We start from the raw sequence: 21,793 nt of genomic DNA on the forward strand, positions 1-21,793 counted from the left end.
ACAATTTAATCTGAAGAAGACGATTAACATCCTATTAATTTCAGCACTTCTTTTTTTTTGTGTGTTGATGGTGCTATTAAGTGTACCATATTTTGAGTTGGACACGAACGTGGCTTTTTTAAGAATTAAGCAATGGGTTTTTAGAACACAGCCCGCAGCAGTATCTAATGTTTGGATAGTAGCCTTTTTTATTCATGTGTTCACTAGTATTCTTGCATTAATAGCCGGTTTTACACAGTTTAATAAGCCAATGTTGAATAACAGAATTCATAAAGCTTATGGAGAGGTGTATATTGCTGTTATTTTAGTTTTTAGTGGACCTTCTGGATTGATAATGGGATTTTTTGCCAATGGTGGATGGTTATCTGTCCTGGCCTTTACAATGCTTTCTATTTTGTGGATTTTTTTTACGTTCAGGGCTTTTACTGCTGTTAAAGCAAGAAACTTTGAATTGCATGCCAAATACATGTATAGAAGTTATGCTTTAACATTATCTGCCGTAACTTTGAGACTTTGGAAGTTTGTAATTGCAAACTATATTTACGAAATGCCTCCTATGGATTTGTACAGATTGGTAGGGTGGTTAGGATGGGTACCAAATTTGCTCATTGCTGAATATTTGATCTATAGAGGCAAACATTTAAACTTATTGAAAAAGAGATTACATGAAAATAAGCCTAATTACTGACGGGATAGTGCCTTATGTTTCCGGTGGAATGCAAAAACATTCGTATTATCTAGCAAAATATTTTGCATTAAATGGTATTCAGGTTGATTTATATCACACACAAACTAATCCCGAGTATGATATAGAAACACTGGAAGTTTTTACTCCAGAAGAAAAAAAATACATCAATTCAATTGTTGTTCCATTTCCACCTCCAGGAAAAATCCCTGGACATTATTTAAGAAGATCCAAAAAATACTCCAAGGGAGTTCTAAAAGCATTTCTTAAACAAGAACCTTCAGATTTTGTTTATGTCAAAGGTTTTGCTGGATGGAGTTTGTTAAAGGCAAAAGCAAGAGGTGTAATAACACCTCCGGTAGCAATTAACTTTCATGGTTTAAATATGTATCAAAAGCCGGCTAATTTTAGAAGTAAATTGGAAGCAATTATGTTTCGTCCAGCGGTAAAATTCAATTTGTTGAATGCAGATTATGTTTTTTCTTATGGAGGTCAAATCACAAGAATTCTTGAAAATATTGGCATAGCAGCTGAACATATTCTCGAATTTCCGGGTGGAATTGACGAAAGTTGGTTAGATGATCGAATAGAGCATCATAAAATCAGAAGGTTCTTATATGTGGGAAGATATGAAAGGTTAAAAGGAATTCAGGAGATTAATCAAACAGTTTTGGAATTAAAAGGTAAGTATCAATTTGAGTTTCATTGTATTGGACCAATACCTGATGGTCTAAAATTAAATGAGTCATTTGTTAAGTATTGGGGAACAAATTTGCCTGAAAGTAAAGTGAAAGAAATATATAAAATGTGTGATGTTGTGCTCTGTCCAAGTCATTCGGAGGGAATGCCAAATGTTTTGTTGGAAGGATTTGCACAATCTTTGACTGCGATTGGTACTAAGGTGGGGGGGATTCCCGCTATTATTAAAAATGGTAATGGTTGGTTGATTGAAAATCCTACTGTTGAAGATATTTCAAATGCCATGATTGATGCGATAAATATTGATGAGGATTTATTGGATAAAATGAAGTTACAAGCATATCAAGATATTAAATCCAATTTTTTATGGCCTGATTTAATAGGAAGAAAAATTCAATTAATTCAAAATATTATATCAACTCATTAACCTTCAATATCTTTTTTGTTGTATATCAAATTAGTGATGTATAATAATGACGCTCCTAAAATGATATAAATAATAACAGCCAAATAGTTCAAGCTATACTCAGGGTCATTTACATTGAAGTCTAAATAATGAAATGGTGTAAAGTATCCTAACCAAGACGTAGCGTCAGTTGATTTTGAGATTGCATTTATAAAATAGCTTCCAAATGTAATACCAACAACAATTCCCATAAAGTTCTTTTTTGGACGTACAAACATTGAAATGATCACGCCTATAGTGGTAAATAAGATAATTAATGCCAAACCACTTATGTGAAGGATAAAGAAAGTATCCCATTCAAATGTTCCTTTTCCAAAAGCCATAACACCTAATACAGCAGAAAGCAATTGGATAAGATATATTATCAAGGTTAAAGTGAGTAGTGACATTATCTTGGTAAATACTATTTCAGATCTTTTAAGAGGTTTAGTTAACAGAAATTCTGCAGTTCTATCTCTTTCCTCTTTTGAAATAATTGTAGCACCTGTGGATGCCGTATAGATACTAATCAATACAATGATATAAATTCCATAATATGTACTATAAAATCCAAGAATGTGCCTCCAGGTGTCTGCATCCATTCCCATGGCCTTTTGAAGTTCAACAGGCATGCTATCAATTAACATAGCCATGTCCTTACCCATTTCACTCATGAAGGGATAAATTGAGAGCACCATTACGGTAAACCCAACTACAATCAATGTCCAGGTAATTAAATTTTTTCTGTTGCGGCGTAATTCTTTTAAATATAAATTCTTGTTCATCACTTTGCGGTTATCTTTCGTAATAGTTCATGAATATTGATTCCAAATCCGGTTCTTCCATCACCACATCAATTACATCTAATTTTTGAATCCATGATATGAGATCCTTGATTTTTCCTACATATTCAAACATGATTTTGTTGTCCTGTATTTTTTCATTTTGAACTCCTTCAGGAAAGTTAATAGAGGTTAAACCTTCTTTTAAGACAAGCCTTACTCTCTTCATTTGCTTTTCTAAAAGGGTTTGAATGTCTTCTACAGCAGTTATTTCACCTTTTCTGATGACAGCAGCTCTGTGACAAAGTCTTTGTATTTCAGAAAGTACATGAGAGCTGAAAAAGATGGTGGTACCATTTTTATTTTTCTCACGCAGTAAGTCAAAGAATCTATTTTGCATTAATGGATCTAAACCTGAAGTAGGTTCATCAAGAATTAAAATTTCTGGATCGTGTAAAACGCTTTCTATGATGGCACATTTCTTTTTGTTTCCAAAAGAAAGATCTGTAATTGGTTTCTTGAGATCAAGCTCAAAATAATCTGCCAGTTCAGCAATTTTTGATTTATCTGTATTTGGGTAAAATCTAGCTGAATATTCCAGTAATTCCAACGAAGACATTTCCTCATAATAGTTAACTTCAGAAGGGAGATAGCCGATTTTTTGTCGGATTTTATGTCCATCTTCAACTATGTCCATTCCCATTATTTTCCCAGTTCCGGATGTTGGTACCAGCAAACCTAATAAAGTTCGGATAGTTGTAGATTTTCCTGCTCCGTTAGGACCTATAAAACCGAAAACCTCTCCTTTATTTATTGACAGATTAACGTTTAGCATTCCGGGGCTTTTGCCGTAATACTTTGTCAGATTATTTGTTTCAATTGCTAACATCTCAAGGGTTTATAAATTCTTGTTTTATATAATATTTCACTTTCTCAATAGGGAAGTTGTTGGGATCAAATAAGTACTGCATTTTAGCTCCGTCCATTGAAGCCATGAAGTAGCGCATATATGAAGCCGGATCTTCATGTTCTTTAGCAGCAAAGTAGGTGATCATTTTTTCAATAAAAGGCATTATTTTGGGTAGCATTACATCTCTAGAAACTTCATTAACTTCTTTTTGAGATACCATTGAAAAATATAGTTTCCAGTAGGATCTTTTTTTATCCAGGATATCAAAAGTATCATCTATAAATTTTGACATAGTAGTATCCGTTAAGTTAATGTCCTCTAGTTGCATAGTTTCTACAACTTCTTTAAAAAGTGTACTTAATAGCTGTTTTAATACTTCTTCTTTGCTGTTAAAGTAATTGTATAATAGACCTTTTGAGATGCCTGCCTTTTTTGCAATTTTCGAGATGGAAGCTGCATGGTACCCGTCTTCAGCAAATACTTTTAGCGCGGCATCAAGAATTTCTTGACTCCGTTCATTTCTAATTTGCTCAAATTGTTCTGTCGTTCTAGGTGACATATTTATGACTGACCGTTTGGTCAAAGATAAAATATAATTTTTGTTTTAACCAAATTCAATCAAATAAAAATTAACGAAGTTCAGCTCCTAATGCTGTTTCCAGTTTGTTGCGGATTTTATCCATTATGGCATCAACTTGCTGGTCTTTCAAGGTTTTTTCGTCATCCTGGAAAATGAATTTCACCGCATAAGATTTTTTGTCTGCCGGTAAATTTTTTCCTTCATATACGTCAAATAAACCAACTTTTCTTAGGATTTTATTGTCCACCTCTTTAGATAAAGCATTAATTTCTAAGAATGTTACTTTTTTATCTAATAATAAAGAAAAGTCTCTCCTCACATAGTGAGTTTTAGGAATTGCTTTTGCTTTGACGTTATTGATTACACAAATATCCTCAATTACCTGCCAATCAAAATTAGCATAGAATACAGGTTTTTTTATTCCAAAAGCTTTTAGTACATCTTTTCTGATCCATCCTACATCTACAACTGATTTTTTAGCAATTGCATAGTTAATACCATCCTCATAAAGATCATTTAATGAAGAGGAAATCATAGGGTTTTTAAAGATTCCTAGCTTAGTTAAAATTGCTTCTACTATACCTTTTAAGTAAAAGAAGTCTGCTTCAACTTGAGCGTTGGTCCAATTTTCAGCTGTTTTGTTTCCTGTTACCCAAATACCCAATTTTTTTCTTTGCGGATATTTAAGTTCCTTATCAGCATTGAATCTATAATCATTTCCAAATTCAAAAAATTTCAAATCTGCGTGCTGTCTATTTTGGTTGTGTTCTATGCTTTTGAGTCCTCCAAACAAAAGAGTTTGGCGCATAACGTCCAATTCATTAGATAGAGGATTTAATATTTTCACATCTTTATCAGGTGAAAAAGAGGTTGTTTTAATTTGATCCCAAATGCTACTGCTTGACAATGAGTTATTCATTATTTCATAAAAACCTCTGTTAGCCAATAAATCGGCAATGAGATTATAAATAACTTCATTGTTATCGTTTGCTCTAGGTGTAATAGAAGAGTTCAATTTGGCAGGGATAGGTACATTGTTGAATCCATAAATTCTCAATACTTCTTCTGCAATGTCTGCCTCTCTTGTTACATCTACTCTGTAAGTAGGGATAGAAGCTTCTATTAATTCACCCTTCTTCTCGGTTTGTATATCTAATTCCTTTAAAATTGAGCAAATCTGATCATCAGTTATATCAACTCCAATAAGTGACCTGATTCGATCGCACTTGAATTGTACCTTTTGTTGTTCAATTTCAGTAGGGTAGAGGTCGTAGGTTTGTCCCAATTCCGCTCCGGTTATCTCAACAATAAGAGAAATGGCTCTGTTCATTGCGTTGATCACATTGTTTGGATCAACACCTCTTTCAAACCTGAATGATGAATCTGTACTTAAACCATGTCTTTTGGCTGTTTTTCTTACTGTAACCGGATTAAAATATGCTGCCTCAAGAAAGATTGCATTTGTATTTTCCTGAACACCTGAATGTAATCCTCCATAAACTCCCCCAATACACATTGCACCATTTTCATTGCAAATCATCAGGTCCTCTGTATTCAATTCTCTTTCTACTTCATCTAGCGTTACTAGTTTTTCACCTTTCCTCGCTTTTCTCACGATTACATTTCCGTTTACAACGCTTAAATCAAATGCATGTAAAGGATTGCCTGTTTCAAACATTACAAAATTTGTAATATCTACAATATTGTTAATTGGTTTAAGACCTATTGATAATAATCTATTCTGTAACCATGAAGGGGAAGGAGCTATCTTTATATTAGTAAGCACGGCACCTGCGTATCTTGGGCAAGCATCATAATCTTCAACGGTAATATTAATTCCGTTTGAATTTGATTTGGCTTGTATTGGATGCGGTACATTAAGGTTGATGTTAGCTTTGTTATGAAAATTCAAAAATGCTTTTAAATCTCTAGCTACACCAATATGCCCCATAGCATCAGATCTATTAGGTGTTAAGCCTATTTCAATCAAATAATCACTCTCAACATTAAAAAACTGCTTTGCAGGTGTACCGATTACCGCATTTTCATCTAGCACCATTATACCGTCATGATCATCTCCTAAACCTAATTCATCTTCAGCGCAAATCATACCGAATGATTCAACTCCTCTGATTTTAGACTTTTTGATTTTAAAAGCTTTGTCCGGTTCTGGAAAAAGTGTACATCCAACTGTAGCAACCACAACTTTTTGTCCTGTGGCAACATTTGGAGCCCCACAAACAATCTGAAGTAATTCACCAGTTCCTATGTCAACAGTTGTAACGTTTAGTCTATCAGCATCCGGATGCTTTTCTTTAGATTTTACTTCTCCAATTACAACACCTTCTAAACCTCCTTGAATAGTTTCAATTTTCTCGATTCCTTCTACTTCCAGTCCTGTATCAGTTAATATACGAGCTATCTCTTGAGGTTCAAGGTTTGTATCAATGTATTGTTTTAGCCAGTTAAGGGATATTTTCATCAGGTAATGTATTACGCCTGACAAAGTTAATTAATCAGCCTAAAAGACTAGGACTAGTATGCATTATTTTATTGATTTTGGTTGATTCTCTTTATGATTTGCTGTACTCACCTTGATAAATTTCTTCTTTTACACTTCTCTTCCAATGAAATATAGAACTAAGAAAAACCGTTGAGTATCCAACAATTAGTAAGATATACAAAGGCAACATTTGGTAATCTTTTAATTGAATGGCGCATTGAAAACCCCAAATAAAATAGAGTAGTAGTGCTCCTTCTAAGTAGGTCATTAAACCAACTTTTTTAATGGCATATTTTCCTGTACTCCAATTATCAGATTTTTCTGTGATGTTGAATTTAGGAGTTCTAATAAAAGGACTCTTTTTGCCTATGTATCCTTCAATTACTGCAAGACTATTGTGCAGACCAAGTGCCATTGAGATGGATAAGAAAAGAGGGAATTTCCAAAAATAAGAAAGTATCGATTTTTGTTTGTCTTGAATAAATGCAACAAAATAAAAACTGGCTAAAATCAGCCACGATATCATGAAAAAACTAGAGATATTGAAAAGAAGGGAATACTCTTCCATATTTGATTTAGCCCAGGTTAAGGGAAAAGACAACAATGAAATGATAAATACAAAAACAAATATCGAGCTATTCATAAGATGAAAAATAGCGTGAGTTTTGGTAGATAATTTAACCTCTTTATTGACAATTACTTTGAATAAGTTCTTTTTAACGCATTCTGCCGCTCCTTTGGTCCATCTAAACTGTTGTGCTTTAAGTGCATTTATATCCACTGGTAATTCAGAAGGCGATCCAACGTTTTCAAGATAAACGAATTTCCATTTTTTTAACTGTGCACGATAGCTAAGATCAAGATCTTCTGTTAATGTATCAGATTGCCAATCCCCTGCATCCAAAATGCAGCTTTTTCTCCACACTCCGGCAGTTCCATTAAAATTTATAAAGTGATTTCCGTAGTTTCTACCAGTTTGTTCAATGGTAAAATGAGCATTTAAACCAAAGGCTTGCAGCTTGGTAAGAAAAGAATAGTCTTCATTGGTATATTCCCATTTTGTTTGAACTACCCCTATATTTTCATCTTTAAAATGAGGTATTGTTTTAAGTAGAAAGTCGGCATCAGGTAGAAAGTCCGCATCAAAAATGGCAATAAACTCACCTTTGGCAATACTTGTTCCGTATTTAAGTGCGCCGGCTTTGTAGCCTGTTCTTTTAACTCTTTGAATTTGTTTTATATCAAACCCTTGTAATTGATAAAAATGGACTTTAGATGAAATAATATCAGTTGTTTCATCATTGGAGTCGTCAAGAATTTGAATTTCAAGCTTGTCTTTAGGATAGTTAAATTGACAAATACTGTCTATTAAGCGTTCAACAACGTAATATTCATTGTAGATAGGAAGTTGAATAGTGACTTGCGGATAATTGTTAATGTCAAATTCTGATCTCTCTTTTTTTACTATCGACCGTTTTGATTTCAAGTAGTTAATGAGTAGGCTTAACTGCACTATACTGTACAGAAAGATAAAACTCATTGAAATTAAAAAGATGATTACTACCGCCAGTTCCACTTATCCAAAAACAAATTAAAGAATTGCATAAAATTAAAAAAGGTTGTTCGTTTGAACAACCTTTTTTAAGAATATCATTTTAAATCATCTTAGTATTTGATGAACTTATTAGTTTCAACCATTGTTCCGGCAGTAAGTCTGATGATGTAAGATCCACTAGGTAAATCTTCTACACCAAATTCAATTTTATTTTGTCCTGCAGCAACATTTGTTTCGTTGATTGTTCTAACAACTTGACCGCTTAGATTGAAGATTTTCACTTCAACGTTAGAAGAGTTTTCTAATTCAAATGCTATAGTTCCTTGATCTCTCATTGGATTAGGATAAACTTTGATGTTAGAAGTAAACTTCTTAGCTTCTAAGTTGTCTTGTTGGTGAGGCAATGACAAGTATGCTTCAGTACTCCAAATACCTCTACCATGCGTACCGATATAAATTTCTCCTGGTTTAAGGTTTCCTTCATCCCAAGTTCTCCAGTTTTGTTTCATATCAAATACAGGTACATTTCCAAAAATTCCTGAGCAATTTTCCCAGTTATTTCCTCCATCTTCTGTAACGTATGTACCCATGTCAGTTCCAACAACTACAACATTTGGATCATCTCTATCAATTACTACACTGTAGCAAGGTAAGTTGTTAGATAACCCCATGTTTGACCAAGTAGGTGAAGAACCTAAAGCGTCAGTAGTTTCTTGAACTTTCCCGTTAGCAGATGATGTGTAATATCCTAAAGTAACAACAACATGAGTAAGATCCCCCTCAACAGCAATACCTGTCACAGGTGACCCAAATGATCCGATCTGTGTCCATGTAGTTTGAAGGTTAGCAACGTTGGATACTAAATCCGCATCAATTAATGTGTCAACTCCTTTTTCCGGAGAATAGACATCACCAAAACCACTTAATCTAAATAACAATCCATCCCAAGTACCAACAAATAAATTGTCACCATCCCGTGAGAATTCCATAGCAGAAACTTGTCCAGCAGACGGGTTTGATGATCCTGCTCCAGGAATTGGTACATGATTAACTAAGAACCAATCCTCAGCAGGTGCCGAAAATCGAAGAGCATTTCTAGTCATCCAAACTCCTTGACCTCGACCTAATCCTACAGCAAACCAAGATTGGTAAGGGTCTTGAACAATTAATGTATCCCATGATATATTGAAAGCGATCGAATCATTCCCCATGTCTAATGTATCACCAGGTGCACCAGCGTTAGTAGCGTAGTAATGAGGAATTGTAGATACTGATTCAATTACAATGTTTGTGTCTAAATCACTTAAGTAAACTGTATCTCCAGGATCAAGAGCAGGAGCTCCGTATACGAAAGTGTAAGCAAATACACTTAAATTATAGTCATTTGATGGTGCAATAGATGTAATTACGGTGTCTGCTCCTGTGATTGTACCATTGTAATTTACCGTATCCTCATAATTTACATTAATTGGACAAGTATATTGAATATAAGTTTGAGTTGTTTTAGAAGGCACTTGTACAATGTCTCCAATTTGATAAGCTTCTGAAGGAACGAAGTGAATTGAATCAGTAGAGTTCAAATCGTTAGGATTTTCCCACAATTTAAAATTTGTAAAGAATTGTCCACATCCTCCAGAAGTAGCTCCAGGAGAACATCCTAAAGAACCTATACCGGCTGGAGAAAACTCATCAGGTACAAATGAATTAGAGTTTTGACCTCTGTCTGCAGATCTACGAACTGCTCCGTGATAAACTGAAGAGAATAAAATATCTCTATTGATGAATGAGATTTCACAAGAGAAACCATCTCCTCCACCTACTTCATCAAATTCATGCCAAGTAGAATTGTTGTGGTAGTTAGCTTGGGTTCCGTTATCTTGAGCCCCACCAATTACATCTCCATGAGCTGAAGCACCAATTGCATAAAACTGAGTTACATTGAATCCTCTGTTTGCTGGGTGGAAAGTTTGACCTCCGTCGTCAGAGAAATGAACTCCACCATCATTACCTATGTAAAGTCTTCCCAAATCATCCCATACCATTTCGTGTTGATCAGCATGAACATATTGAGGGTCTTGAGGAGCTAAGAACCACTGAGATAATTGAGTCCAGTTACCTGTAGTTGCCCATGAATAGCAGTCGATTCCTCCTAAGAACATTTTCTCAGGGTTACCTTTTGCAACTGAAATAATGTTATCATACAATCCTTGTGCAGATCCACCTCCTGTTGAGAAAGGTGAAAATGAACCAGGCTGTTGATTATTAGGAGGTGCAGTTTGTGTCCAATCTAATCCGTTATTTGAAGACATCCAAACACCAGCTAAATAAGGACTTGCTCTAACTGCATAAACATAATAGTTTCCGTTAGTTCCTCTTTCATGAGAAATAGCATATTCAACTCTCCCTGTTCCAATTGGAATTGGTGAACCAGAATTTGCAGAAGAAGTAACATCTATAAAGCTTGCACCACCATCATAAGAAACATGTGTTTTGATTGGGCTTGAAACAGCAGCAATCATAACTGAACCGTCTTTTGACATAGCCAAAGCTGTACATCCACCTAAAGAAAGGCCATTTGAGATATCTGTAAAAGAATCATCACCAGGATTATACAATTTCAATCCTTGATTTGTAGCAACCCATACTTGATTTGTGATCGTGTCACATACAATTTCATTAATAGTCGTAACAGATGCACTTAAATTTGTTAGTTTTATTACGTCAGTTGTTTCACCATCCGTATTTCTAACTAATTTATACATTCCGTCTCCATTTCCACCTGTGTCATAAGCATTTTGAGAACCTGATGAGGTTTCTGCATTATGCCCTGTTGCAATATATATTGTCCCGTCTGCAGTTTGACACATTGAAGAAATAGCTAGATTTTCTGAAAACAAAGTAATAGGAGTCCAGAAGTTCGCTCTACTAATAGATTCAAACAAACCACCTGATACAGAACCTGCATAAACGTGATTAATATCGTTTTTGTCAATTAAAATAGCTCTTGTTCTTCCTCCAACGTTATCCGGACCGTGTTCATTCCAGGTAACAGTTGCTCTATTAGAAGGCAACAAAGACATTTCATCTTTTGCTCTTAAATAATCTTCTTGAGTATAATCACCTTTTAATCTGTGGTAATATTCCAACATTCCGTCAGAACCATTGCTGTAATGATTAACGTGAGATGATAATCTCGGTGAATAATTTCCATCAGCTTCAGATACATTACCTACAAAAAAGTAAGCTGAAACCAGTGCTACTGGTATAGAAGCTAATAATAAAATAGATTTTTTCATACTATAAATTTTCGACAGGACGATTTTTTCAACGGCTAATATACTATAAACTTATTAATTCCATGCATCAAACCTTACCCAATAAATTCGTTTTTTATACACATCAAAATACTGGCTACTCTAGAAATTTCCTTCTAAGCCATTCATAATTAGTACGCACGAATAAGATAAGTCTTACAAGTCAATCAGTTGAGTACCTTAAAAAAGATGTTTTTCAGCATGGTATGATGACCTTACTAAAGGCCCACTTTCAACATATTTAAAGCCTTTGGTTAAAGCATATTCTTTATACTCATCAAATTTTTGAGGTGGTACAAATTCCGCCACCGGTAAATGTTTCGGAGTAGGCTGTAAATATTGCCCCATGGTTAGAATATCGCAATTAACTGTACTTAAATCATCAATAGTTTCAAAGATTTCTTCTTCTGTTTCACCTAAACCTAACATAATGCCAGATTTGGTTTTCATTCCACCTTTTTTTAATCTCATTAAAACTTCCAGCGATCTATCATATTTAGCCTGAATACGAACTTGCTTTGTTAATCTTCTAACTGTTTCTAAATTATGAGAAACAACTTCTGGTGCTACTTCAATAATCTTTTGCAGATTTTGCCATTTACCACCGAAATCAGGAATCAAAGTTTCCATAGTAGTTCCCGGACTTTTTCTGCGAATTGATTTCACTGTAGCCACCCAAATATCTGCACCTCCATCTTCCAGGTCATCTCTATCCACTGAAGTTAAAACCGCATGTTTAACTTGCATTAACTTTACTGATTGAGCAACTTTAGCAGGTTCAAATAAATCGACATCTAAGGGTTTGCCGGTTTGAACGGCACAAAAACCGCAAGATCTGGTACATATATTTCCCAGTATCATAAAAGTAGCAGTTCCTTCTCCCCAACATTCACCCATATTTGGGCAATTTCCACTTTCACAAATGGTGTGTAAATTATGCTCGTCTACCAGAGACCTTACCTTTTTATAATTTTCACCTGTTGGCAGTTTTACACGAAGCCACTTTGGTTTTTTTATACGAACCGGATTGTCATTTGTAGTTATAGTGTCCATCTATTTAGTAAAGTTTTTGTCCGATATTGAATTGCAAATATAGAGCTGAAAAAAAGTTTGAGTTTTCATTATTGTACATTATTTCAATTTCCCTACCCGGAAAATAATCTAGCATTACTCCAAATTCACCTCCGCTAATTCCACTTTTTAAGGCAGAAAAATTAAAATCAAAACCAAATTTACCAAAAGCTCCAACTCTCACATTTGCTTCACCTAAGCCTTTAAACCATGATGATCTTGCAGAAATATTTCCTGAATTATGAATCAGGGGATCGTATTTTTCATCAACGGCTTGGGCTCCTAATTTTTCAATCTTCAGATAAACAGGTTTTACAAGTCCAAAAGAAGGACCGACACTCCATTTTGCACATACCTCAATTCCATTTTCTCTTTTGGCTTTAAAAAGAATTAGTTTTCCCCCATAATGAGGACGAAAACTAACCAATGATTCTAGTTTTCCTAAGTAATATCCTTTTGAATTGCTTAAAGCACCATAAATTTTGTGCTCTTTTTCGTGACGAATGTTAGTACAGGTAAAGCCTGCAGTTTGTTTGTACTTATAATTTTTTTGCCAGCCATAATCAAAAGCCAGTCCCCATCCACGTGTATTGAAATTTAATCCTACAGAATAATCTCTGCGCAACAATACATCAGACTCGCCCATTTCAACTTCCTGAGAAAGAACTGAAAAGGGTATAAAAATCATCAGCAGATAAATACATCTTTTGTACATTAGAACAAATTTACTGAATTCTCGGTTGATTAACGAATTAAGTTAAAACATTACAAATTAATCCGATCATGGAAAAGAAATATGACATTAATTACTTAGGCGATTTAAGATGCGAAGCATTACACATTAAATCAAATACCTTAATTGAAACTGATGCTCCCACCGATAACAATGGAAAGGGAGAGAAATTTTCACCAACTGACCTGGTGGCAACTGCACTGGTTACATGTATTTTAACAGTTGTAGGGATACACTTTGAACAGGAAGGGAGGAAAATAAGTGAAATTAAATGTGAAGTGAATAAAGTAATGGCTTCTAATCCAAGAAGAATTAAAGAGATCAGTATTCAGTTTGATTTTGGTTCCAATAGTTTTAGTCATGATGATCTTAGAATTATTGAAGAAAAAGTTCATCATTGTCCAGTCACAGAAAGTTTGGCGAAGGACATTATTATTTCAACCAATCTGAAACAATTATTCTATTGATTTTAAGAATAAGGTACTACTTTTTAAAGCAGGAACCGTTTGTAGAGAAGTGTGTTTAACGACTTCGTATAAAAGTGAACCTTCTTTTTGTTCTGTTGGGATAAAGTCATTTTTTTCATCTATAGATTCTAAGATAACCAATAACGCACTCAATAGATAAAGCATTTTTGCTGCTCCAAATATTAATCCAGCAATTTTATTAATTGGCGTTAAAGCGACAACTTTAATTGCCCTTTCCAATACTTTTCCTAAGAAAAATACCATTGCTCCTACTAGTAAAAAGGTTATTGTAAAGGCAATTACAGGTAAGTATTGAGTAGTCAGGTTTAGGTTATCTCGAAGAATGTTGGTCATAAAATCAGAGAAATGAATACCTGCGTAAATTCCCAAAATCAAAGCCAATAAGGTAAAAAACTCAATTATAAAGCCTTTTTTAAAACCTCTCCACCCACCAATAATGATAGGAATGACTATTAAAATGTCGAGATAATTCATTTAAATGATTCTTGATCTTAAAATTATCCTGAATTTTGTGTCGGAATAAAACAATACGGAGTAATTGCAAACAAAAAACTGTTCAAAGTGGATCACGTAACGGCAATAGCATATCAAGAAGTAGTAAAGAAATTAGAATCAAAATTTGGTGAAGGATTAGACTTGGATGCCGTGGTTTTAATAATTGGTGTTCAGGAACTTGGTAAAGGATTCAAGAAGTTTTCTAAAGATGAAAAAATGAACCTGATGCATATTGCTATTTGCACTATTTTAGAACCATATGGTTACTATAAATATTCGCATGAAGATGAAGATGGATGGCCGCATTTTGATAAAATTGAGAATTTACCGGCACTTGGAGCTAAGGAACAAGAATCTCTTTTAAAAGAAGCTGTAATTCAGTATTTTGAAGTTAATAAATACCTTTAACTACGTTACTTTTCACATCTTTTACAATTTTAGATGGAAGATGACGTCTTAAAAAGTACACAAAACGTTATCTTTGCGGACTAAAACTCATAAATGGATATCCTAATTCAAGCCGGACAATTGATCTTAAGTCTCTCGATTCTTATCGTTTTACATGAGTTTGGACATTACTTGCCGGCACGCGCTTTTAAAACAAGAGTAGAAAAATTCTACCTTTTCTTTGATTATAAATTCTCGATTTTCAAAAAGAAAATTAAGGATACAGAATGGGGAATTGGTTGGATTCCTTTGGGTGGTTATGTAAAAATATCAGGAATGATTGATGAGTCAATGGACAAAGAACAGATGGCTCAAGAACCGCAACCATGGGAATTCAGAACAAAACCAGCATGGCAGAGATTGATCATTATGATCGGTGGAATCGTAGTAAACTTGATAGTAGGTTTTGTTATTTATGCTATGGTTTTAGCTATTTGGGGTAGAGAGTACTTACCAGCAGATAAAATAGTAAACGGTTATTCAATTGCTCCTGAATTCAAACATTATGGTTTCGAAGATGGAGATAAAGTGCTGTCTTTGGATGGAGAAGTAGTTAAAGAATCTAATAATATCAATAAGTTCATTTTATTGAGAGGAGTTCAAGACGTAGAAGTTGAGCACCCTTCTGGAGAAATTGAAACGATCAAGTTGAGTGAGGATGTAGAATATGAAATGTTCCAAACCGGAGCAATGTCAATGTTCTCACCAAGAACACACGCAGTAATTGATTCAATTTATGAAGCTTCCCCTGCAGAAACTGCGGGTTTTCAAAAAGGAGATCAAATAGTTGGTTTGAATGGTGCTAAATTGGAGTTTTGGGATGAATTTTCAAATGGTTTGAGGGATTACCAAAAAAGAGAGTGGAAAGTAGTTTATGAAAAAGATGGAAGAATTGATAGTACTTTCTCTTCTATAGACTCAATCATGATGGGAGGTTTGGCCCGCACTAATGGTTTGGATACTGAAGATAGATTAATAAGTATTAACGATACTGAATTAGTTTCTTGGGATCAAATGTTATCTACTGTTCACAATTTAAGAAATGTTGATGTTGATATTAAGCGTGGAGATAAATTAATTTCCATGAATGTAACACCAAACAATAGAGGTCTTTTAGGAGTTGGACTTAGTGATAAAGAAATTAAAGATTTAGTTGCTACAGAAGAATATTCAATAGGTGCTGCCATTGCATCAGGATTTAAATTGGCTTATTGGACACTGCATGATTATGCCGCTCAGTTGAAGTTTGTATTTACTAAGAAAGGTGCTTCTTCAATGGGTGGTTTTGGAGCCTTTGGTAAATTATTTGAGCCTGAGTGGAACTGGCATACTTTCTGGCTAAACACGGCATTGATTTCTATTATTCTTGCGTTCATGAATTTCCTACCAATCCCTGCTTTAGACGGTGGACATATAATGTTCTTATTATATGAAATGATTACCGGTAGAAAACCAAATGAAAAAGTGTTGGAATATGCTCAGTTAGTTGGGTTGATCTTGATACTAGGATTGGTGCTATATGCCAATGGAAATGATATTTACAAAGCATTTACGGAATAAAATAATGATGAAAAAAGTTTTGATATTGGCAATTGCGGCAGTACTGTCTTTGTCTATTGTTGGTTGTGAATCAGCTAATGACTGGAATGTTTATTCAAAAAATGGTATTGAAATACAATATCCTGATGAATGGAATTTAGATACTACCAACACCTACGGAACTGATTTAATTCTATTCGGTCCAGATCTTGGTAAGGTGGATGAGTTCTATGAGAATATCAACGTATTGTCTCAAGATCTTCCTGAAAATATGGGATTAAAAGAGTATTCTTCTATTTCTAAATCTCAAATTGAAGAGTTTATGCCTGGTAGTGAAGTGATTGAATTTGAGGATGTGGATGCTGAGCTTCCGTATCAACATATTGTTTATACAGGACCAATGGAAGGTAGAGATTTAGAATACATGCAACGTTATATTGTGAAGAACAATAGAGCTTATGTGTTGACCTTTACTGCAACTCAAGAAAACTTTGATCTGTACAAAGAAGAGGTAAATAAAATCTTTGATACTTTCGAGATTAGGTAGTTAAGTCTTTCTCTTCTTCTTTTTAGCTGCAGGAAATAAGATGTTATTGAGGATTAATCTGTATCCTGGAGAGTTAGGATGTAGATTTAAATCTGTTGGTGGATCTCCTACAAAGTGTTGATAATCCTCAGGATCATGGCCTCCATAAAAGGTCCAGGTCCCTTCACCAAATTCACCATGAATATATCTGGCTGTTCCCATAGCCTTATTTTCACCCATGATCAAAACATCAGGTTTGATAAATTCTGTTCTAAAGTCAGTAGTTTGCCCCATGAAACCATCAATTTCCATTGTGTGATTTTGGCAAAGCATAGTGGGTACAACATCCCATTTAGCCGAAAATTCAAATAAAAAGAACTTGTCTTGCTGTTCAGGAACTCTTAAGTGATCTTTTGTTCCGTCAATATCAGAATATTCATAAACCATTGGATCTTTTTCAACTGTAAAGTCTTTAAATGCAAGGGTTTTGGTGAAATCTATTTTTGATTGAAAGTTCGCTTCAGCAGGATCACCGTCATACATATGCTCACAGATATCTGTACTTTCAGCACTTAGCGCAATATCGTAACTGTCCGTTCCGCTACACATTGTAAATAAGAATCCACCACCAGCAACAAAGTTTTTAATGTTTACCGCAACTGCTAATTTTAATTCAGAGACCTTTTCAAAACCAAGTTTTTTAGCCATTTCTTCATTGTCTCGTACTTGTTTTTGGTACCAGCTTTGGGTATGATAGTTTCTATAGAATTTACCGTATTGTCCTGTAAAATCTTCATGGTGAAGATGTAGCCAATCAAATTCAGGTAGACCACCTTTTACAACTGTAGAGTCATAAATCTCTTCATAAGGTATTTCTGCGTAAGTAAGAACCATTGTTACAGCATCATCCCATGGTTGTTTACCTTTTGGGGTGTAAACGGCAATTTTAGGTGCTTTTTCTAGCTGAACAACTTCCATGTTTACTTCGGGGTTCGCAATTTCGGATTTAATTGCTTTTACTTTAGAGTCTGGAAGTATGCTGTATGAAACTCCTTTAAGAATAAGCTCTTCTTCAATTAATTCGGCGTGAGGAAAAAGAAAACTTCCACCTCTATAATTAAGTAGCCATTCCATTACTACCTCATTTTCTAGTACCCAATAGGCTACACCGTAAGCTTTAAGATGATTTTTTTGAGTTTCATCCATTGGGACCAAAATAGCAGAAGCTTTTCCGCTATAGGGCAGTGCCAGTAAGATTAATAGTAATATTCTAAAAAGGTATGTCATCTAAATTATTGCCTAAAGGAATGTCGTCATCATTCATTTTACTACCTAACGTAATTGTATCTGAACTATTGTCAAAATCTTTGTTAGGAACAAAACTAGTTCCGTAATCCATAGTGTCAAATGCGTCCAGATTGTCAAATCTAGTTAACTCTTTAATGAATTTCAAACGAACAGTGTCCAATGAACCATTTCTATGTTTTGCTACAATAATCTCGCCAATTCCTTCTGTAGGCAAACCATTTTCATCTTGATCCAAACCGTAGTATTCAGGTCTGTATATAAATACAACCATATCGGCATCTTGTTCAATTGCTCCAGATTCACGTAAATCGGAAAGCATTGGACGTTTGTCACCACCTCTTGTTTCTACTGAACGCGAAAGCTGTGACAAGGCTATAATAGGGACGTTAATCTCTTTTGCAATTTCTTTGATGGATCTTGAAATAGTTGAGATTTCCTGCTCTCTGTTCCCTCCTTTTGTTCCGGCTGTCATTAACTGTAAGTAATCTATGATAACCAGTTGAATGTCATGCTGCATTTTCATTCTACGACACTTTGCACGCAATTCAAAAATTGAAAGGGCAGGGGTGTCATCAATAAAAATTGGTGCGTCAGTTAGATTACTCAACCTACTGTGCAATTTTTCCCAATCTTCAGGGTCTGTAAAACCTTTACGCAGTTTTTCAGATGATATACCAGTTTCCATGGCCATCATCCTTTTTACTAACTGTACGTTAGACATCTCTAGCGAGAAGATTGCTGTTGCCTGTCCAAATTCAATTGCAGAATTTCTAGCCATTGAAAGTACAAAGGCTGTTTTACCCATTCCGGGACGAGCAGCTAATACAATCATATCAGATTTTTGCCAACCTGATGTCAATCTATCAAGATCAGTAAATCCGGTAGGAACACCAGAAACACCATCCTTATTTTTTGAAGCAGCTTCAATCTCATCTGTGGCTTCTTTTACCAGCTCTTTAACACCTGAGTAACCTTTTTTAAGGTTTCCTTCAGCAATTTTAAATAAGCCATCTTCCGCTTCGTTTAGTACGTTGAATACATCTTTGGTTTCATCATAGGCGTTTTTAATCACTTCAGATGAAACTTCAATTAAAGATCTCAAAATGTATTTTTCAGAGATAATTCTTGCGTGGTATTCAACATGAGCTGCAGAAGCTACACGGTTTGTAAGAGAAGCTATAAATCCGGGCCCACCAACAAGTTGAAGTTCCCCTTTTTTTCTCAATTTTTCAGTAACAGAAAGAATGTCGATATTTTCAGAGTGACCAAAAAGATCTTTGATTGCAGCATATATTTTTTGATGCTCCATTTTGTAGAAACTTTCAGGTTCCAAAATGTCGATTGCATCATTCACTGCATTTCGTTCTAACAACATAGCTCCAAGTACAGCTTCTTCAATATCCACAGCCTGAGGAGGGATCTTGCCAATTTCACCTATACTTTGAATTGATTTGTTGATTAACGATCTTTTCTGCCCACTATTTACATTCTTCTCTTCCATCACAGCAAATATAACGAATTGAAGGTGCTCAAGAAAAGACCTATTGTGATTTATTTATCAACAGACAAAAAGCGGTAAAATGTTAATAATGATGCTTTAGTGAGTAATAAGCTTAGAGCGCAATTCTAATTCAGGAATTTCCAAAATGAAAAATCCATTCAATTGCCAATCAATGGTCATGTTAGTTTTGGCCGGAGCTGAGTATACCAATGAACCATTTAAACTATAAATATTCAGTGTGTAATTTTTATTTGGTTTTTCTTCAAAACCAATGGTGATTTGATTTTCATTAAAATAAGTTGACAGTGCGTCCTGTTTAATAGAAATGATATTGGTGTTTTCAAAGCTCCCGTTGGCATCATAAATTCTAAGTCTGTAATAATTGATTCCCGGTTCAGGATTAGCATCAATCGAACTATAAAATTGTTCTGTCACCGAATTTCTAGAAGCATCAATTTTATCTATCACTTCCCAATTTGAGCCATCTCTTGATTTTAATACTTCAAAGTACAAGGTGTTTTCTTCAGAAGCGGTGCTCCATTCAATAAAGTTTTTACCGTCTGAATGATAACCTGAAAGTGATCTCATTACAACAGCTAAAGGATAAATACAATCTGTATTTACTGATTGATCAATTAGATTTCCGTATTGATCGTAATTGGCCGTTTCACCATCACATCCTGACCCATAGGTGCAAGGTCCATCTGTGGCTGTATATTCAACAGTTGAAGATGAAGTAGAACCAAAATAAATTGTTGTTACTCTTGGTGTGCTTGAAGTATTAGAAAAGTTACCTGCTGTTGCTGTGTTATTTAAGAATATTGCGCAATAACTTCCACCGCAATTATTAGAATAATCAATTAATGCAGAAGGAGGATTACCTGTAAAAATCATTAAATTGGCTCCTGCCGGAATTGGGTCACAGTAAGTGAATAAATCCGGAGTACATCCTGCTAATGCATTAAGATCATCTAAATAAGCCTGATTGTTAACAATTGTATTTGAACCACACCCTACATTACACCAGGTTGTATTAGGAAGTTCAATAATTAAGCTATCAACTGGTACAGGATCAGCTCCCATTTGAACTACAACTATCTCATCTGTCCCTTCGGCACCAGTGCAAGCATTATAATTTACTGATTGGATATAAGGTTCTGCGCAACCAGTGGCTGTGGTAAAACTGGAGATAATACCTCCGGTTAAATAGTTCTCTTCACAGTTTGGTACAAATCCATTGTATTCAAATATTGCATAATAATAGGTTGTTCCGTCAATAAGGCTATTCAAAGATACGGACGTTGATGATCCACTGTAAATTACTTCTTCTCCGGGAGCAATCAAATCTCCTACATTGTACTGAGTTCCATCTGCGGGTGTACCTGTAATTGGTGAAGTAGAGAAAACAACAATAACATTATCTGCATCCGTTCCTAAAGTCCAATTTAGGTCTGCTGAATAACATGAAACAACAGGCCCATTATCTGTGACATCATCTGTAGGTTCAGTGTCTAATCCTCCACAAGGAGTTGTACAGAAATCCTGACTGTTATTGGTTGCATCTTCTGTTGCCGTGGCTGCAGTGGTCCATGTGAAATCTCCGTAAGTATTTCCCGGACCACCTGTAAGTTGGAGGCTTTCGCCAGCAGCAGTTCCACTTCCTTCAGTGACTCCAATGTCTGTTGACGTAACACCAACTGCGGGACCGTCAGTGGCGGTAAAACTTCCTCCATAACTTAAGAACTGTTCTACTGTATTGGTGCAAGTATTATAGAGTGCTATTCCGTCAGGATTACCATTTTGCATGCCTGCTTCTGCAAACCAAACTGTTCCAATTCCACATCCATTATCAGGAACTGTTCCACTTAAATTGATAGTAGAGTAGGCTGCTCCACCATTTCCGTTATATAAAATTACTTGATAACATGATAAGTCAGTACCGGCGGGTGCGGCTATTTCAAAACCTTCGCCTACGTCTGTACCAGAATTGTCATAGTGTATTTCGTTGATCCATACACTTTGGCTCAGCCCATACTGAACCACTAACAGCAGTACTGATGTTAACAGTTTTTTCATTTAGTAAGCAAGTTTTACCTGAGTAAAACAGAGTTTCTGAGACCAAGGTACTAATAAAATGTAGTACAAAAAATGATTGTGTATGAATTTAGCGAATTGTTAATACTTAATTAACATCAGCTGAAATTCACAATTT

18 protein-coding genes are annotated in these 21,793 nt (G+C 35.0%); 6 read left to right on the forward strand and 12 right to left on the reverse strand.

Features of this window, described 5'->3' with window-relative positions:
- Positions 1–67 precede the first annotated feature (67 nt).
- Both K6119_RS18500 and K6119_RS18505 read left to right on the forward strand, forming a co-directional pair.
- Positions 68–688, forward strand: a complete 621-nt coding sequence (locus K6119_RS18500) for a DUF2306 domain-containing protein (RefSeq protein WP_221834795.1) — start codon at positions 68–70, stop codon at positions 686–688.
- Positions 666–1,811: a glycosyltransferase family 4 protein gene (locus K6119_RS18505; protein ID WP_221834794.1), complete on the forward strand. Its 1,146-nt coding sequence runs from the start codon at positions 666–668 to the stop codon at positions 1,809–1,811. Before K6119_RS18500 ends, K6119_RS18505 begins: the two co-directional genes overlap by 23 nt.
- Here K6119_RS18505 and K6119_RS18510 read toward each other — a convergent pair.
- The 8 genes from K6119_RS18510 to K6119_RS18545 form a co-directional block, all read right to left on the reverse strand.
- Complete coding sequence (locus K6119_RS18510; protein WP_221834793.1) at positions 1,808–2,614, reverse strand: ABC transporter permease subunit; 807 nt, start codon at positions 2,612–2,614, stop codon at positions 1,808–1,810. The two genes, K6119_RS18505 and K6119_RS18510, sit on opposite strands and share 4 nt — an antisense overlap.
- Before the next feature lie 10 nt (positions 2,615–2,624).
- Positions 2,625–3,500: an ABC transporter ATP-binding protein gene (locus tag K6119_RS18515; RefSeq protein ID WP_221834792.1), complete on the reverse strand. Its 876-nt coding sequence runs from the start codon at positions 3,498–3,500 to the stop codon at positions 2,625–2,627.
- 1 nt (position 3,501) lies between these two features.
- Positions 3,502–4,080, reverse strand: a complete 579-nt coding sequence (locus tag K6119_RS18520; protein ID WP_221834791.1) for a TetR/AcrR family transcriptional regulator — start codon at positions 4,078–4,080, stop codon at positions 3,502–3,504.
- Between the two features lie 70 nt (positions 4,081–4,150).
- Positions 4,151–6,583, reverse strand: coding sequence for a phenylalanine--tRNA ligase subunit beta (gene pheT, locus K6119_RS18525; protein ID WP_221834790.1), 2,433 nt, complete (start codon positions 6,581–6,583; stop codon positions 4,151–4,153).
- 91 nt (positions 6,584–6,674) lie between these two features.
- Positions 6,675–8,144, reverse strand: a complete 1,470-nt coding sequence (locus K6119_RS18530) for a cellulose synthase family protein (RefSeq protein ID WP_221834789.1) — start codon at positions 8,142–8,144, stop codon at positions 6,675–6,677.
- 125 nt (positions 8,145–8,269) lie between these two features.
- Positions 8,270–11,455 carry a T9SS type A sorting domain-containing protein gene (locus tag K6119_RS18535; protein ID WP_221834788.1) on the reverse strand — a complete coding sequence of 1,062 codons (3,186 nt, stop codon included), beginning with the start codon at positions 11,453–11,455 and terminating at the stop codon, positions 8,270–8,272.
- A gap of 198 nt (positions 11,456–11,653) precedes the next feature.
- Positions 11,654–12,526, reverse strand: coding sequence for a lipoyl synthase (lipA, locus tag K6119_RS18540; protein WP_221834787.1), 873 nt, complete (start codon positions 12,524–12,526; stop codon positions 11,654–11,656).
- 4 nt (positions 12,527–12,530) lie between these two features.
- Positions 12,531–13,259 carry a hypothetical protein gene (locus tag K6119_RS18545; RefSeq protein WP_221834786.1) on the reverse strand — a complete coding sequence of 243 codons (729 nt, stop codon included), beginning with the start codon at positions 13,257–13,259 and terminating at the stop codon, positions 12,531–12,533.
- 68 nt (positions 13,260–13,327) lie between these two features.
- On the opposite strand from K6119_RS18545, the gene K6119_RS18550 reads away from it, so the two are divergent.
- A complete protein-coding gene (locus tag K6119_RS18550) occupies positions 13,328–13,744 on the forward strand; it encodes an OsmC family protein (RefSeq protein WP_221834785.1) in 417 nt (138 codons plus the stop codon).
- On the opposite strand, the gene K6119_RS18555 is transcribed toward K6119_RS18550, so the two are convergent.
- A complete protein-coding gene (locus K6119_RS18555; RefSeq protein WP_221834784.1) occupies positions 13,733–14,239 on the reverse strand; it encodes a CvpA family protein in 507 nt (168 codons plus the stop codon). The genes K6119_RS18550 and K6119_RS18555 overlap by 12 nt on opposite strands.
- Positions 14,240–14,326: 87 nt before the next feature.
- On the opposite strand from K6119_RS18555, the gene K6119_RS18560 reads away from it, so the two are divergent.
- The 3 genes from K6119_RS18560 to K6119_RS18570 all read left to right on the forward strand — a co-directional run bounded on the left by K6119_RS18560 (position 14,327) and on the right by K6119_RS18570 (position 16,793).
- Positions 14,327–14,668 (forward strand): PHD finger domain-containing protein, encoded by a 342-nt coding sequence (locus K6119_RS18560; RefSeq protein ID WP_221834783.1) that lies wholly within the window; start codon positions 14,327–14,329, stop codon positions 14,666–14,668.
- 93 nt (positions 14,669–14,761) lie between these two features.
- Positions 14,762–16,267 (forward strand): RIP metalloprotease RseP, encoded by a 1,506-nt coding sequence (gene rseP / locus K6119_RS18565; protein ID WP_221834782.1) that lies wholly within the window; start codon positions 14,762–14,764, stop codon positions 16,265–16,267.
- Between the two features lie 4 nt (positions 16,268–16,271).
- Positions 16,272–16,793: a hypothetical protein gene (locus K6119_RS18570; protein ID WP_221834781.1), complete on the forward strand. Its 522-nt coding sequence runs from the start codon at positions 16,272–16,274 to the stop codon at positions 16,791–16,793.
- On the opposite strand, the gene K6119_RS18575 is transcribed toward K6119_RS18570, so the two are convergent.
- The 3 genes from K6119_RS18575 to K6119_RS18585 form a co-directional block, all read right to left on the reverse strand.
- Positions 16,794–18,059 carry an asparagine synthetase B gene (locus K6119_RS18575; protein ID WP_221834780.1) on the reverse strand — a complete coding sequence of 422 codons (1,266 nt, stop codon included), beginning with the start codon at positions 18,057–18,059 and terminating at the stop codon, positions 16,794–16,796.
- Complete coding sequence (dnaB, locus tag K6119_RS18580) at positions 18,043–19,581, reverse strand: replicative DNA helicase (protein ID WP_221834779.1); 1,539 nt, start codon at positions 19,579–19,581, stop codon at positions 18,043–18,045. The genes K6119_RS18575 and dnaB overlap by 17 nt, the downstream gene beginning before the upstream one ends.
- A 96-nt stretch (positions 19,582–19,677) precedes the next feature.
- Entirely contained in the window at positions 19,678–21,657 is a 1,980-nt protein-coding gene (locus K6119_RS18585; RefSeq protein ID WP_221834778.1) for a hypothetical protein, read from the reverse strand.
- Between the last annotated feature and the right edge of the window lie 136 nt (positions 21,658–21,793).

Source organism: Paracrocinitomix mangrovi (assembly GCF_019740355.2).
GTDB classification, from domain to species: Bacteria; Bacteroidota; Bacteroidia; order Flavobacteriales_D; family Crocinitomicaceae; genus Paracrocinitomix; species Paracrocinitomix mangrovi.